This window comes from Methylobacterium sp. CM6241 (assembly GCF_054817845.1).
This window is the reverse complement of the sequence record NZ_CM139246.1, coordinates 28,764-42,650: the sequence shown is the minus strand read 5'-3', so window position 1 is coordinate 42,650 and position 13,887 is coordinate 28,764. Positions and strand designations below refer to the sequence as shown.

Annotated in this window: 14 protein-coding genes; 9 read left to right on the top strand and 5 right to left on the bottom strand. The window is 66.3% G+C overall.

Annotated features, from left to right (window positions below; genetic code table 11):
• Positions 1 to 23 precede the first annotated feature (23 nt).
• Entirely contained in the window at positions 24 to 428 is a 405-nt protein-coding gene (locus ACYQR9_RS00170; RefSeq protein WP_056429052.1) for a response regulator, read from the top strand.
• A gap of 118 nt (positions 429 to 546) precedes the next feature.
• Here the strand turns inward: ACYQR9_RS00170 and ACYQR9_RS00165 are convergent, their stop codons facing one another.
• Positions 547 to 1,077: a PRC-barrel domain-containing protein gene (locus ACYQR9_RS00165; protein ID WP_056429055.1), complete on the bottom strand. Its 531-nt coding sequence runs from the start codon at positions 1,075 to 1,077 to the stop codon at positions 547 to 549.
• 181 nt (positions 1,078 to 1,258) lie between these two features.
• Here ACYQR9_RS00165 and ACYQR9_RS00160 point away from each other — a divergent pair, with 181 nt between their 5' ends.
• Complete coding sequence (locus tag ACYQR9_RS00160; RefSeq protein WP_461228320.1) at positions 1,259 to 1,816, top strand: glutathione peroxidase; 558 nt, start codon at positions 1,259 to 1,261, stop codon at positions 1,814 to 1,816.
• A gap of 16 nt (positions 1,817 to 1,832) precedes the next feature.
• Here the strand turns inward: ACYQR9_RS00160 and ACYQR9_RS00155 are convergent, their stop codons facing one another.
• Positions 1,833 to 2,087: a hypothetical protein gene (locus ACYQR9_RS00155; RefSeq protein ID WP_056453908.1), complete on the bottom strand. Its 255-nt coding sequence runs from the start codon at positions 2,085 to 2,087 to the stop codon at positions 1,833 to 1,835.
• 107 nt (positions 2,088 to 2,194) lie between these two features.
• On the opposite strand from ACYQR9_RS00155, the gene ACYQR9_RS00150 reads away from it, so the two are divergent.
• Positions 2,195 to 2,422 carry a hypothetical protein gene (locus ACYQR9_RS00150; protein ID WP_056429065.1) on the top strand — a complete coding sequence of 76 codons (228 nt, stop codon included), beginning with the start codon at positions 2,195 to 2,197 and terminating at the stop codon, positions 2,420 to 2,422.
• A gap of 113 nt (positions 2,423 to 2,535) precedes the next feature.
• Positions 2,536 to 2,775: a hypothetical protein gene (locus ACYQR9_RS00145; RefSeq protein WP_018042095.1), complete on the top strand. Its 240-nt coding sequence runs from the start codon at positions 2,536 to 2,538 to the stop codon at positions 2,773 to 2,775.
• A gap of 111 nt (positions 2,776 to 2,886) precedes the next feature.
• Here ACYQR9_RS00145 and ACYQR9_RS00140 read toward each other — a convergent pair whose 3' ends face one another.
• Complete coding sequence (locus ACYQR9_RS00140) at positions 2,887 to 4,155, bottom strand: GGDEF domain-containing protein (protein ID WP_461228319.1); 1,269 nt, start codon at positions 4,153 to 4,155, stop codon at positions 2,887 to 2,889.
• Positions 4,156 to 4,563: 408 nt separating this feature from the next.
• Here ACYQR9_RS00140 and ACYQR9_RS00135 point away from each other — a divergent pair, with 408 nt between their 5' ends.
• Both ACYQR9_RS00135 and ACYQR9_RS00130 read left to right on the top strand, forming a co-directional pair.
• Entirely contained in the window at positions 4,564 to 5,154 is a 591-nt protein-coding gene (locus ACYQR9_RS00135; RefSeq protein ID WP_210348604.1) for a nitroreductase family protein, read from the top strand.
• 10 nt (positions 5,155 to 5,164) lie between these two features.
• Positions 5,165 to 6,784, top strand: a complete 1,620-nt coding sequence (locus tag ACYQR9_RS00130; protein WP_461228318.1) for an AMP-binding protein — start codon at positions 5,165 to 5,167, stop codon at positions 6,782 to 6,784.
• Between the two features lie 3 nt (positions 6,785 to 6,787).
• Here ACYQR9_RS00130 and ACYQR9_RS00125 read toward each other — a convergent pair whose 3' ends face one another.
• Positions 6,788 to 7,288, bottom strand: a complete 501-nt coding sequence (locus ACYQR9_RS00125; protein ID WP_207413154.1) for an Rrf2 family transcriptional regulator — start codon at positions 7,286 to 7,288, stop codon at positions 6,788 to 6,790.
• A gap of 98 nt (positions 7,289 to 7,386) precedes the next feature.
• On the opposite strand from ACYQR9_RS00125, the gene hmpA reads away from it, so the two are divergent.
• The gene (gene hmpA, locus ACYQR9_RS00120) at positions 7,387 to 8,628 is read left to right on the top strand and encodes an NO-inducible flavohemoprotein (protein ID WP_461228317.1); all 1,242 of its coding nucleotides are present in this window, start codon (positions 7,387 to 7,389) and stop codon (positions 8,626 to 8,628) included.
• Positions 8,629 to 8,651: 23 nt separating this feature from the next.
• On the opposite strand, the gene ACYQR9_RS00115 is transcribed toward hmpA, so the two are convergent.
• Positions 8,652 to 9,326: a hypothetical protein gene (locus ACYQR9_RS00115; RefSeq protein WP_461228316.1), complete on the bottom strand. Its 675-nt coding sequence runs from the start codon at positions 9,324 to 9,326 to the stop codon at positions 8,652 to 8,654.
• 149 nt (positions 9,327 to 9,475) lie between these two features.
• Between ACYQR9_RS00115 and ahcY the strand changes: the two genes are divergently transcribed.
• Both ahcY and ACYQR9_RS00105 read left to right on the top strand, forming a co-directional pair.
• The gene (ahcY, locus tag ACYQR9_RS00110; protein WP_207413157.1) at positions 9,476 to 10,876 is read left to right on the top strand and encodes an adenosylhomocysteinase; all 1,401 of its coding nucleotides are present in this window, start codon (positions 9,476 to 9,478) and stop codon (positions 10,874 to 10,876) included.
• 314 nt (positions 10,877 to 11,190) lie between these two features.
• On the top strand, positions 11,191 to 13,770 hold the full coding sequence (locus ACYQR9_RS00105; RefSeq protein ID WP_461228315.1) for an ATP-binding protein: 2,580 nt from the start codon (positions 11,191 to 11,193) through the stop codon (positions 13,768 to 13,770).
• The last annotated feature ends 117 nt before the right edge of the window (positions 13,771 to 13,887 follow it).

The window sequence follows — 13,887 nt, the reverse complement described above, 5'->3', positions numbered from 1 at the left end:
GGCGGAAACGAGGAGTTTCGACCATGGAACCGACGGCTTCCACCGGTGGAGCCTACGGCGTTCAGGTTCTGATCGCTGGACGACAGAAGCACTGGCGCGACGAGGTGGCATCGCAGATCCGGCGTGCCGGATACGCCGCCACGACCGTCGATTCCGGCGTCGATGCGATGACGGTTCTGGCCCTTGGCCTCCCGGTCGACGTGCTCGTCACCGATATCAGCCTCAAGGGCGAGTTGTGTTCGACCAAGCTTGTCCTCGAAGCGCGCGCCCTTCGGCCCGACCTGCGGATCGTCTTCGCCAACGAAGCGCCGCGCGACCCTCTGCCCGAGGTGATCGAGGACGGCCATGACGACGTCTACGTGACGAACGAGGTCAGAAACGACGCGGTCGCCAGCACCGTGCGCGAGGCTCTCGGAAACCGAGATTGATCTTCAAGGTTCTTCCGATCGGGTAACGAGAAGGGCGGCCGGGACATCACTGTCTCGGCCGCCCTTCTCGTTACATCGCCACGGCTCCAAGGCACGCTATGCCGGCGTGCCTTCGGCGTCAGGGAGCCGTCTTGGTTTCCGCCGGCTTGGCGTCGGGCGCCCTCGTCTCCGTCGACTTGGTGTCGCCGGAATTGGGCTTGGCCTGACCGAGATAGACATATTCCGGCGCGGCGCGGAGCTGATCCTTGTTGGTGTCGATCGTCGCCTTCATCGCCTTGTCGTCGACTCGGGCGAGCTTCAGGGCGCTCGGATCCACGGCCACGTATTTCGTGCCGATGCCGAGGAATCCGCCGACGCCGACGACCCAGGCTTTGATCGTGCTGCTCTCATCGAGAACGATGTCGGCGATCTCGCCGATCGTCTCGTTGGCGCCGTTCTGGATGGTCAGGCCGATCAGCTTGGAGGTGACCCGGTCGGACGGCGCCTGTGCGACGAAGGTCGGACGCAGGTCGTTGTTGAGAGTGGCGGGGGCCGCCGGAGCCGGAGCCGAGCCCGCATTCTGCGGATCCGCCGTCTGAGCACCGGCAATCGACGCTCCAGCGAAGACGAGGGGCGTTGCGAGGGTCGCTGCAAGCAACAGGATGCGCATAGGGGCGTGTCTTTCCGCTCTGGGTTCGGTGGTCGAACTCGGTCCTCGCTCAAGCTGAGCCCTTGCGAAAGGTTCCACCCGCGATGCACCCGATAGTGGACAGTCCGGATCGCCGGACTAGTTTTCGTCAGGGCGGAAGCGGGCCGATTCCAGCCTCTGTCCGCCCAGGGAGCGACCCCCGATGACCCTACTTCGCCGACAGGCCCTGTTTCTTCTCGGCAGCGTCATCGCAACCGGTGCGCGCGCCGCGACCAGCGAGGGCAATGCGAGGGCCTTCGCCTTCGAGAAACCGGAAGGCGGGCTGATCGCTCTCAAGGATTTCGCGGACAAGCCGATCCTCATCGTCAACACCGCCACCGCCTGCGGCTTTGCCGGGCAATTCTCGGGGCTTCAGGCTTTGTGGACGCGCTTCGGCGGGCGCGGCCTCACGGTGATCGCCGTGCCGTCGCCGGATTTCGGCAACCAGGAGCCTCTCGATGGAATCGCCGTCGCCGAGGCCGCCCGCCGGAATCACGGCGTCACGTTTCCGGTCGCCGCCAAGACCCATGTGCGCGGGCCGCAGGCCCACCCGTTCTATCGCTGGGCCGCCGCCGAGAAGCCCGGTTCGACACCGAACTGGAACTTCCACAAATACCTGATCGGCCGTGATGGCGGCCTCGTCGGCGCCTATCCCTCGTCGGTGGAACCCAACGATCCTCGCATCGTCACTGCCATCGCCGGTGAGCTGAGTCAGAGCTGATGCCCGAGGCCCGAGATCATTGCGGGATGTCGCGGGGCGGGCGAAGCGGCTCGACCCGCCGCGGGCGTGCGGCTTGTCGTCTCGTGCCTCCGCGCGACGAGCGTTCGTAGACCCCATCGGAACGTGAAGGAGCCGCGGACGGATAGTTCGACGCGAAGGGGTTGGCCGGTACGCGCTCGGGGCTTCCGAACAGGCTTCCGCCGGATTGCGCCCAGGCCGATGGGCCGGCCAAGATCGTCAGGAGGAAGGCTGCAGTCAGGTTCAGGCGCATCGCCGATTTCCTTTTCAGTCGGTCTTTGACGCCATAGCCCGGCTTCCCACATCCGGCGAGGCATCGTCCGATGCGCCGTCCTCCTGCGGCTCGAAAGGAAGAAACAGATGGACCCTCATGAATTCGAGCATGACGGCGCGCGTTTCGAGGTGCGCTTCGAGCGTGTCGCCGAGGGCTGGCTCGGCCATATCCATCGTGAGGGGGACGACGTCACGCATATCATGGCCTTCCCGGATGGTGCCGGCTACGATTCCGGCGATGTGCGCGGTTCGTTGATCGCCGGTTGCGAGGCGGCCGTTTCTCGCATGACGCAGGCTCCAGCCACCCGTCACTGAGCCGCGACGGAAGCTGGGGACGGAACTTGGGGACGGAACCTGGGACAGCCCCGCTCCGTTCGCCATGCCAAGCACTTGGCGCCAAAATGTCGGCGCCTCGAGGAGGAACCAGCATGTCCGAGATCACCTATCGCATCGTCGAGCACGATGGCGGCTTCGCCTACAAGGTCGGCGACGTTTTCTCCGAGACCTTCCCGAGCCACGACGAAGCGCTGCAGGCCGCCCAGGCCGCCGCTGCCGAACAGCAAGTGCCGGGCTCCACCGAGGGTATCCGCTACCAGGACGGCAAGGGCGACTGGCACGACGAAACAGCCCAGGGCAACGACCGTCCCACGGCGAAGGTCGTCGATTAACTCACGCTCAGTTCCCGCCGGTCTCGTCCTGTCGTGGGACGGGACCGGTACGGATTTCCGGTCGGCTCGCTCTGAGACCGCTGCCTCAGCCCCGACAGAGATGCTTGCCGCTCAGCCGGTTTTGGCGACCGGCTGTCTTTCGGTGGCGCTCCACTGCGCGGCCGCCACGTATCTCGTCGGGCCTCCTTCGCCGTTGCCGTTCTTACCGCTGTGGCAGGTTCGATTCCGGCCGGTGCCTTTTGCCTCGTAGAGAGCCATGTCGGCCGCTTCGACCAGCGCTACGGCCGTGGCGGCGTGGCCGCAGCTCGTCGCCACGCCGATGCTGACGCTGACGAAGCCGAGGTGATCGTTCCGGTTTCCGTGAATCAGGCCCTTCTCCGCGATGCTGCGGCGGAACCGTTCCGCGACCCCATAGGCCTCGTCGGGATCGCTGGTGTGCATCAGGACTGCGAATTCCTCGCCACCATAGCGGCTGACGAACGCACCCGACCCCGCAGCCGTCTTCGCCAGCAGGGCGGACACTTCACGCAGGCACGTATCGCCGGCGCCGTGGCCGTAATGGTCGTTGAACAGCTTGAAATAATCGACGTCGATCAGCATCACGGCGAAATGCCGGCCTCCGAGGCTCGCTTCCCAGAACTCGGAGAGCTCGCGCGCAAAAGCGCGCCGATTGGCGATGCCGGTGAGCGGATCGGTGGTGGAAAGATGAGCGAGGGTCGTGTTGTCCTCGGCCAGGCGCTTGGCGCGCAAGCTCTCGCGCAGGTTGACCAGGTAGTCACGCCGGTTCGCGGCTTCGATCTTGTAGGTGGCGACGAGGCTGAAGAGGATGCCCGTCATCATGTCGAGGCCGAGGACGCCGCCCACCGGCGCTGCGATGTCCGGCTTCAGATACAGTCCCGCCGCCACCGCGATGGCCGTGATACCCGACAGGAAGCAGGCCCAGAAGAACCGCAGCGGCAGGGTGATGTTGGCGAAGAGCACACTGAGCCAGATCGTCGCCGTGGTCAGCGAGACCAGCGGACCCGTTCCCATCCAGAAAATCAGGATGGGGATACCGGTGGCCGCGAGCATGCCGATTCCGCCAATGGCTTCGCGGACCGGACCACTGACCCACCCTACCGCCCAGATGATCAGCAGAGCCAGCGGCGTCATCGCCAGGACCCGCAACCCGACATTGAGGAGGGCGAGGTCCGGCGTCGTCACGAAACCCGCGACGTTGTAGACGTGGAAGACCACCATGCCGAGGACGATCGTGTAACGGATGTCCCGGACGCGCTTCTCGCGCGTGTCGTACTCGAAACGTGCTTCGAGCTCGGATTCGAAGGCGAGTTTGAGGGTCCTGGCACGCAACTGCCGATCGATGGCGCTAAGCAGGCGCATGTCTTTACCGGCACCGGGAAAATCGGGTGCCAGAGTTCCGTCTGCACTAAGCCGGCGTACCGGTCTTTCACTCACGCGATCCGCCCACGGCTCAAAGTCGTTCGCCCCGAATTCATTGTCGTCCAAGCCTCAGACAGCACCGTCTTCAACCTCGACATTGCCGTTCGGTCGCATCGTCACGTCGATAATAACGCCAATACGCATTATGATCCCTAACAGTGCTGAACCCCCTTGAAAAAGATCGTTCAAATTCGAACGATCTTGCATGCAATCCCGGGGAAATTTCCACATTGCCGGAAGCCGGATGCGCAAGGGGCATTTGCGCTTTGCACCCGACCTCGTGCATCTCGCTAGGAGTCCCCTGCCGGCCGATGGCGCCAGGTGGGGTCGTCACGTTCGGAGATAGCCTTGCCGCCTCGTCAGACCGACCATGAGATCGATCCGCTCTTCGTCGAGCGTCGCTCGCCCCGCGCCTTCACCGGCGAGGCCGTGCCGGAAGCGGAATTGCTGCGGATGTTCGAGGCCGCCCGATGGGCGCCGTCCGCGTATAACTCGCAGCCCTGGCGCTTCCTCTACGCCCTGCGCGACACGCCCGATTGGCAGGTTTTCTTCGACCTGATCGTGCCCGGCAACCAGAAATGGGTGAAGGATACCGGCGCCATCGTGATCCTGGTGTCGAATACGCAAATGAAGGTCGGCGACGAGCTCAAGCCGTCCTGGAGCCATTCCCTCGATGCCGGCGCGGCCTCGGCGAATTTCCAGCTCCAGGCGATCCGCCAGGGCTGGCACGCGCACGGAATGACCGGGTTCGACCGGGAGCGCACGATCACGGCCCTCAATGTGCCGGAGACCTATCGGGTCGAGGCCGCCTACGGCGTCGGCCGTATGATCGAAGCGGGCAATCTCACGGAGGAGCAGACGGCGAAGGAGAGCCCGACCGGCCGTCGTCCGATCACGGATTTCGTGTTCGCCGGCGGATTCAAACCCACTGCGGCGTGAGGTCTTCGCCGTGCTGAAACCGGCTTCCGATTACGATGCCCTGGTGTCGGGCTTCGCCTGGGACATCCCCGAGCGGTTCAATATCGGCGTCGATGTCTGCGACCGCTGGGCCGGGATCGAGCCGGGACGCGCGGCGATCCACGACGTCTCGTCGTCGGGGGCGGTGACGACGACGACATTCGGAGGCTTGCGCGAGGCGTCGAACCGCCTCGCGCAAGCCCTCGTTGGGCTCGGCCTGCGCCCCGGCGACCGCATCGGTGTGCTTCTGCCACAATCGGCCGCCGTCGTGGTCGCCCATGCCGCCGCCTACAAGCTCGGCGCCATCGCCCTGCCGCTGGCGGGCCTGTTCGGCCCGGAGGCGCTGGAATACCGCCTGTCGGATTCCGGCGCCGCCGCGCTCATCACCGATGCGGCCGGACTGGCGAAGATCGAGGGCATCCGCCATGCCCTCCCGGCTCTGGCCCATCTCATCTGCCTCGACGGTGCCGTCGGCGGAGCCCTCGCCTATGCCGATCTGATCGCCTCCGCTCAGGACCGCTTCACGGCCATCGACAGCCGGGCCGACGATCCGGCCCTGATGATCTACACCTCCGGCACCACCGGTCTCGCTAAGGGGGCCCTGCACGCCCATCGCGTGCTTCTCGGCCATCTGCCGGGCTTTGCCATGATGCACGACTTCCCCCCCAAACCCGGCGACCTGATGTGGACGCCGTCCGATTGGGCCTGGGCGGGTGGTCTCCTCAACGCGGTCCTGCCGAGCCTGCATTACGGCGTGCCGGTGGTGGCGCGGGCCACCGCGCGGTTCGCGCCGGAGACGGCCCTGGCGCTCATCGCCGAACTCGGCATCACCACGACCTTCCTGCCGCCTACCGCCCTGCGGATGCTGCGCGGCGTGCCCGACCCGCGCGGACGCTTCGATCTGTCCCGGCTCCGCAACATCGCCTCGGCCGGCGAGGCTCTCGGCCCCGAGACCTTCGAATGGGTCCGTGGCGAACTCGGCCTCACCATCGGCGAGGCCTATGGCCAGACCGAGTGCAACCTCGTCCTCGCCTCCTGCAAGACGGCCGGCATCGCGCGCGCCGGCTCCACCGGCAGGCCGGTGCCCGGCCACCGGGTGATGATCCAGCGCGCCGACGGCAGCGAGACGGCCATCGACGAGCCCGGCGAGATCTGCGTCGCCCGGCCCGACCCGGTGATGTTCCTCGGCTACTGGAACCAGCCGGAGGCGACCGCCGCGAAGTTTCGCGGGGAATGGATGCTCACCGGGGACACCGCCCGGCGGGATGCGGACGGCTACGTCCATTTCATCGGCCGCGAGGACGACCTCATCACCTCGGCGGCCTACCGCATCGGCCCGGTGGAGATCGAGGATTGCCTCCTGCGCCATCCGGCCGTCGCTTCCGCGGCGGCGGTGGGCAAGCCAGACCCGCTCCGCACCGAAATCGTCAAGGCCTTCGTGGTCCTGCGTGAAGGGATCGCCGCGAGCGACGCCCTGGCCGACGAGATCAGGGCCTTCGTCCGCTCGCGTCTCTCGGCCCACGAATATCCGCGCGAGATCGCGTTCCGCGACTCCCTGCCGATGACGACCTCGGGCAAGATCATCCGGCGGCAGTTGCGCGACGAGGGCTGAGGTTCATCGACCGCGCGCAGGAGGGACCGGCGCGGTCGCTTCGACCGTCGGCGGCGCGATCACGCCCGGCGCGGGCAGGCCGAGGAGGAAGGCGAGATCGGGCGCGGCGTCCTCCGCGAGAAGATCGGCCAGCGTGTACCGGTCCAGCACCTCGAGGAAGGCGGCGAGGGCCTCGCCCAGCGCCTTCCGGAGTCGACAGGACGGGGTGATCGCGCAGGCTCCGTTCGCGAAGCATTCGACGAGGGCCAGATCCTCTTCCGTCTGCCGCACCACGGCGCCGACCACGATCTCGGCTGCGGGACGGGCGAGCCGCAGGCCGCCGCCGCGACCGCGCGTGGTCTGGACGAGGCTGATCCGGCCGAGCTGATGCACCACCTTCGTCAGATGGCTTTCCGAGATCCCGTAGGCGCGTGCGATCTCGGCGATCGAACTCACCCGGCTCTCGTTCAGCCCGAGATAGATCAAGGTGCGCAGGGCGTAGTCGGTGTAGCGGGTGAGGCGCATTCCACCCTCCTACAGGGTTTTAAAGATACATTCCGCTTGCATCTTCTAAAACACATCGGCGATAAGGTTTATATGAAATGAACCTTTGGAGCCTGTCCTTGTCCCAGCCCCTGACGCCCGCCACCATCGCCCTCATCAAGGCCACCGTTCCGGCCCTCGAAGCCCATGGGCTCACCATCACGAAGCGGATGTACGAGCGCCTGTTCAGGGACGAGGCGATGCGCGACCTGTTCAACCAGTCGCATCACGGCGAGACCGGTTCGCAGCCGAAGGCGCTGGCCCTGGCGGTGCTCGCCTATGCGCGCCACATCGACGATCTCGGCGCGCTGAGTGGCGCGGTCGAGCGGATCGCCCAGAAGCATGTCGCCCTGAACATCCTGCCGGAACATTATCCCTTCGTCGCGGACGCGCTCCTCGGTGCGATCCAGGACGTGCTCGGTGATGCCGCCACGGCGGAGATCTGCGCCGCATGGGGGGAGGCCTACTGGTTCCTGGCGAATATCCTGATCGGCCGCGAGGCGGAGATCGCGCGCGACCTCGCACACAAGCCCGGCGGCTGGAACGGATGGCGCGACTTCGTCGTCGAATCGGTGACTGAGGAAAGCGAGACGATCCGGTCCTTCGTGCTGGTGCCGCGCGATGGCGGGCCGGTCCTGCGTCACGAGCCCGGCCAGTATCTCGGCATGCTCATCGACCTACCCGGGCAGGGCGTGCTCAAGCGCAACTACTCGATCTCCTGTGCGCCGAACGAGCGGGCCTACCGCATCACGGTCAAGCGTGAAGAGCGGCCGGGCGAACCGGCGGGGATCGTCTCCAACTGGCTGCATGCAGAGGCAAAGCCGGGCACTGCCCTGCGCCTGGCGCCCCCCGCCGGCGATTTCTTCCTCGACCGTTCAACGACCGCCCCCGTCGTCCTCGTCAGCGGCGGTGTCGGCCTCACGCCGATGCTGAGCATGCTGGAAACGCTGGTCGAGACAGGGGCAGACCGGCCGGTCTGGTACGTCCACGGCTCCATCAGCGGGCGTTTTCATGCGATGCGCGAGCATGTCCGTGGCTTGGCGGCCCGAGCGCCGAACATCGGGGTCCGGACGTTCTACGCCGTGCCGGAGGACGGAGACCGCCAGGGCATCGATTACGATGCCGACGGCCTGATCACGGCGGATTGGCTGGCACGGGAGACTCCGCTCACCGAGGCGACCTACTATCTCTGCGGCCCCAAGCCGTTCCTCGCCTCCCTCGTCCACGGTCTCGCCCGGAATGGCGTTCCGGCCGAGCGGGTGCGGTTCGAGTTCTTCGGCCCCGCCGACGAACTCGTGGAAGAGCCCCGTCAGGCGGCCTGAGATTAGGCAGGCCTCAGGGCGAATCAGGGGCTGGGCGGGGCGGACCCGTCCCTGGCTTCCTGCAATCGGCGAACCCATTGCGAGAACGGGTCGTCGCTCGCCTTGGCGAAACTGTCCTGCGGTGTCGGCACGATCTCCGAGACCGTTCTGGGTATCGTCACGCCGTAGGTCGTCGTCAGCCAATCCCGGAAGGGAGGATTGTCGGCCTCCATCTCGTAATCCGGTTCGTCCTCCGGCTCCGCCTCGGGATGCGCGAGCCCGGTCCCCAACTCGTTGTGCCCGATGGCCAGAAGCCGCAGGAAATCGAGCGGGGTCCGTCCGAGCACGCAGAGCCCATCTCCCTCGGAACCGAGATGGACGATGCGCTGATATCCGTCGTCATCGAGCCAGAAAGCCGCGTAGGAACCGTCCGCGCCGGTCCGTGCGAAGGGGATCAGGCGCGCGGCAGTGTCCGGGTTTCCGAACCAGCCCTCGGCATAGGAGCGGGCCTCGTCCTCACGCTCGACCCGGAACAGAACGACCGCGCCGCGGTAAGGCGCCTCCAGCGGCTGAAGCGTCCCGAACACATCTCCGGGCACACGCTGGCTTTCGTGCAGAAGGCCCCGCTCCTCGATCCAGTCGAACAGCGAGGCGATCTCCGGCTGCAGCGTGAAGCCGGCCGGCAGGCGCGCGCGCATCTCGTCGGTGAAGCGTCCCATCTGCTTTCTCCTTCCCGTCCCGCTATCCTGATTCCAAACCGACGCAGCCTGGAACACGTATAAAGACATCTTTATGTCTTGATTGCTTCGCGCCGGTTCGCCTGCTATAGGCCTCGCCATAACGAAGCGAGAGACGGAGAAGCGACCCCATGGCCCAGGATTACATCGTCAAGGACATCGGTCTGGCCGATTACGGCCGCAAGGAAATTTCCATCGCCGAGACCGAGATGCCGGGCCTGATGGCGACGCGCGAGGAATACGGTCCGTCGCAGCCGCTGAAGGGCGCCAAGATCGCCGGCTCGCTGCACATGACCATCCAGACGGCCGTGCTGATCGAGACCCTGAAGGCGCTCGGCGCCGACATCCGCTGGGTCTCGTGCAACATCTACTCGACGCAGGACCATGCCGCCGCCGCCATCGCGGCCGCCGGCATCCCGGTCTTCGCCATCAAGGGCGAGACGCTCACCGAGTACTGGGATTACACCTCCAAGCTGTTCGACTGGCATGACGGCTCGATGCCGAACATGATCCTCGACGATGGCGGCGACGCCACCATGTTCGTCCATCTGGGTCTCCGCGCCGAGAACGGCGACACCGCCTTCCTCGACAAGCCCGAGTCGGAAGAGGAAGAGATCTTCTTCGCGCTCCTGAAGAAGAAGCTCGCCGAAAAGCCCAAGGGCTGGTTCGCCGGCCTCGCCGATTCGATCAAGGGCGTCTCGGAAGAGACCACCACGGGCGTGCACCGCCTCTACAATCTCGCCAAGGAGGGCAAGCTGCTCTTCCCGGCGATCAACGTGAACGACGCCGTCACCAAGTCGAAGTTCGACAACCTCTATGGCTGCCGTGAATCGCTGGTCGACGGCATCCGCCGCGGCACCGACGTGATGATGGCCGGCAAGGTCGCCATGGTCGCGGGCTTCGGCGATGTCGGCAAGGGCTCGGCCTCTTCGCTGCGCCATGCCGGCTGCCGCGTGCTGGTCTCGGAAGTCGATCCGATCTGCGCCCTTCAGGCCGCCATGGAAGGCTACGAGGTCGTGACGATGGAAGATGCCGCGCCCCGCGCCGACATCTTCGTGACGGCGACCGGCAACAAGGACATCATCACCCTCGACCACATGCGGGCGATGAAGGACCGGGCCATCGTCTGCAACATCGGCCATTTCGACAACGAGATTCAGGTCGCCGGCCTGAAGAACATGCAATGGTCGAACATCAAGCCGCAGGTGGACGAGATCACCTTCCCCGATGGCCACCGCATCATCCTCCTGTCGGAGGGACGCCTGGTGAATCTCGGTAACGCCACGGGCCATCCGTCCTTCGTGATGTCCGCCTCGTTCACGAACCAGACGCTGGCCCAGATCGAGCTCTGGACCAACCCCGGCAAGTACGAGAAACAGGTCTACACCCTGCCGAAGGCCCTCGACGAGAAGGTCGCCATGCTCCACCTCGAGAAGATCGGCGTGAAGCTCTCGAAGCTCCGCCCCGACCAGGCCGCCTATATCGGCGTCTCCGAGAACGGCCCGTTCAAGCCCGACCATTACCGCTACTGACACCGCTTCCGGGAGCCGGCGCTGCGGGGCCCTTGTGAGCGACATCGAAGAAAGCCCGGCCTCGCGCCGGGCTTTTTTTTCGCTGCGGTGGCCATGGCGCACCCGTGGCACAAGTGTGTCCTTTCTGCGCCGATGGCCGGGCAACCGATCGGCGACATGGTGAAGATAAGCTTAACCCTCTTCCGGCAGGATTCCGGCTCGCGCTAGTGTGGGGTGATTCCTCATCTGGAGGTAACCCCGCAGCCGCCTTTCGGGCGTCTGGCGGGATGGGCGCAACTGCGCCTCAGCGACGGTTCGTAGGGGCGGTACGTGTCATGAGGGTCGATGAAACGGCACGCCTGAACGGGCGTGTCGGCGCTGCCGTCGTCTCTGTCGCTGCCGGTGTGGCGGCGGGCGTCATGGTGGCCGGTCACGCCATGGCGGCGTCCGGCGAGGGCACGGCCATGCCGACGCCTACCGCCGCGACGCTCGGAGCCGGCTATGTCGGCGACCAATCCTCGTGGGTGATCGGCCTACCCTTGCACATGCACAATGCCACCGGCCTCGCGATCCTCATCGGCCTGATCATCTTCGCGACCATCCTGTCCCTGCTGCACCTGCGCGAGCGCGGACGCTGGACCCGGCGTGAGCGCGAACTCATCGCCGATCTCGACACCCTGCGCAGCTCCGAAGACCGGGCCGAGATGCTGCTCGGTGCCGAGCGGCAGGTCATCGTGACCTGGTCGGGGCGTGGCGAGCCCGTCATCGAGGGCGACCTCACCCTCGCCTTCGACGGCAACCGCGTGAAACCGGGTCCCGCCGGGCTGATCCTGGCTTTCGGGACATGGCTTCTGCCGGCGGATGCGGGTGCCATCGAAGCGTCTCTCGACGCTCTGCGCGAACGCGGCGCCGGGTTCCGCATGACCGTCCGCGCCCAATCCGGGCGGATCGTCGACGCGCACGGGCAGGCCCTGGCCGGTCGCGCTCTGCTGCGCCTGCGCGAGACCACCGAGGAGCATCGCGAACTCGCCGAATTGCGCGAAACGCTCGACGAGACCAAGCGCGGTCTCTCCGCCCTCGCGAACCTGCTCGACGCGATTCCCCAGCCGGTCTGGCGGCGCAACCGAGACGGCGGCCTTGCCTGGGTCAACACCGCTTATGTCGCCGCCGTCGAAGCCGGCAGCCGCGAGGCGGCGGTCGCCGAGGGGATCGAACTGCTCGACCGTCAGGCGCGGGATCTCATCGCCCGCGGTGAGGGCGACCGCACCGCGTCCGGGGGCAGGGCGGCAAAGCGACTCTCGGCGGTGGTGGCCGGCGGGCGCCGCATCCTCGACGTCACCGAGGCGGCCATCGATTCAGGCCGCGTCGGAATCGCCGTGGATGTCTCAGAACTCGAGAGCGTCCGCGCCGACCTGCAGCGCCAGATGGATGCCAATGTCCGCACCCTCGACCAGCTCCCCACCGCCGTGGCGATGTTCGATGCGCGCCAGCGGCTGATCTTCCACAACGCCGCCTATCGCCAGCTCTGGAGCCTCGATCAGGCGTTCCTCGATTCCGGCCCCCTCGACGGCGAGATCCTCGACCATCTGCGCGCGGCCCGGAAACTGCCCGAACAGGCGGATTTCCGAGCCTGGAAGGCCGACGTGCTCGCCGCCTACCGCGCCGTCGAAGCCAGTGAGACCTGGTGGCATCCGCCGGACGGACGTTCGCTGCGCGTCGTCGCCGACCCGAACCCTCAGGGTGGCCTGACCTACCTGTTCGACGACGTCTCCGAGAACGTGAAGCTCGAATCCCGCTACAACGCCCTGATGCGGGTCCAGGCCGAGACGCTGGACACGCTCAAGGAACCGGTGGCGGTGTTCGGCGCCGACGGACGCCTGACTTTCGCCAATCGCGCCTTCTCGACATTGTGGCGCCTGGATCAGGAGACCCTGGGCGAGCGTCCGCGCGTGGATGCGGTGATCGAGGTCTGCCGGAGGCTCTCGCCGGACGAGGAGCCCTGGCTCGACATCCGTGGCGCCATCACTGGCCTCGAGAGCCGGGCGGGCCTCACCTGTCGTCTGGAGATCGTGGATGGCACGGTACTGGATTGCGCCGCACAGCCTCTGCCGGAGGGAGCGACGCTGCTCACGCTCATCGACGTCACGGCCAGCGTGAACGTGGAACGGGCACTGACCGACAAGAACGATGCCCTGGAACGGGCCTCGCAGCTCCGCGACACCTTCGTCCACCACGTCTCCTACGAGCTGCGTTCGCCGCTCACCAACATCATCGGCTTTACCCAGCTTCTCGGCGACGAGACCGTGGGCGCGCTCAACGAGCGCCAGCGCGAGTATTCCGACCACATCATGCGCTCGTCGGGTGCGTTGCTCGTGATGATCAACGACATTCTCGATCTCGCCTCCATCGATGCCGGCTCGCTCGAACTCGCCCGCGAAGTCATCGACGTCCGGGCGACCGTAGAGGCGGCCACTCGCGGCCTGGAGGATCGCCTCGCCGAATCCGCCATCAGCCTCGATCTCGACATGCCCGACGACATCGGCAGTTTCGTCGCCGACGGAAAGCGCGTGCGGCAGATTCTGTTCAACCTGCTCTCGAACGCCGTTGGTTTCTCCTCCCCCGGCCAACTGGTTCGGGTGACGGCCCGCCGGACTGAGTCGGAACTCACGCTCACCGTGCGCGACGAGGGCCGCGGGATGCCGGAAGACGTCGCCGCGCGGGTGTTCGACCGGTTCGAGAGCCGCACGCTGGGAACCCGTCATCGCGGAGTCGGCCTCGGCCTCTCCATCGTGCGCTCCTTCGTTGAGCTCCACGGCGGCCGGGTAGAGCTCGCCTCCAAGCCCGGTGGCGGCACCCGCGTGACCTGCACGTTTCCCGTGGACAATCCGGAGCCCAAGCGCGCGGCGGCGGAGTAGCCGCATCCGCGTCATCCCTCGTAAAAACGCGGCCGCGCGGATTGCGCCGCTGGCCCGGACGCGCGGCACCCCTTAGGGTGCGTGACGATTTTGTTTAAGGATGCCCGCGTTAGATGA

Excerpts from the sequence above, each read along its gene's own strand:
- ACYQR9_RS00170 (WP_056429052.1), top strand. The coding sequence starts at position 24 with ATGGAACCGACGGCTTCCACCGGTGGAGCCTACGGCGTTCAGGTTCTG.
- ACYQR9_RS00165 (WP_056429055.1), bottom strand. The coding sequence starts at position 1,077 with ATGCGCATCCTGTTGCTTGCAGCGACCCTCGCAACGCCCCTCGTCTTC.
- ACYQR9_RS00160 (WP_461228320.1), top strand. The coding sequence starts at position 1,259 with ATGACCCTACTTCGCCGACAGGCCCTGTTTCTTCTCGGCAGCGTCATC.
- ACYQR9_RS00155 (WP_056453908.1), bottom strand. The coding sequence starts at position 2,087 with ATGCGCCTGAACCTGACTGCAGCCTTCCTCCTGACGATCTTGGCCGGC.
- ACYQR9_RS00150 (WP_056429065.1), top strand. The coding sequence starts at position 2,195 with ATGGACCCTCATGAATTCGAGCATGACGGCGCGCGTTTCGAGGTGCGC.
- ACYQR9_RS00145 (WP_018042095.1), top strand. The coding sequence starts at position 2,536 with ATGTCCGAGATCACCTATCGCATCGTCGAGCACGATGGCGGCTTCGCC.
- ACYQR9_RS00140 (WP_461228319.1), bottom strand. The coding sequence starts at position 4,155 with ATGCGCCTGCTTAGCGCCATCGATCGGCAGTTGCGTGCCAGGACCCTC.
- ACYQR9_RS00125 (WP_207413154.1), bottom strand. The coding sequence starts at position 7,288 with ATGCGCCTCACCCGCTACACCGACTACGCCCTGCGCACCTTGATCTAT.
- ACYQR9_RS00115 (WP_461228316.1), bottom strand. The coding sequence starts at position 9,326 with ATGGGACGCTTCACCGACGAGATGCGCGCGCGCCTGCCGGCCGGCTTC.
- ahcY (WP_207413157.1), top strand. The coding sequence starts at position 9,476 with ATGGCCCAGGATTACATCGTCAAGGACATCGGTCTGGCCGATTACGGC.
- ACYQR9_RS00105 (WP_461228315.1), top strand. The coding sequence starts at position 11,191 with ATGAGGGTCGATGAAACGGCACGCCTGAACGGGCGTGTCGGCGCTGCC.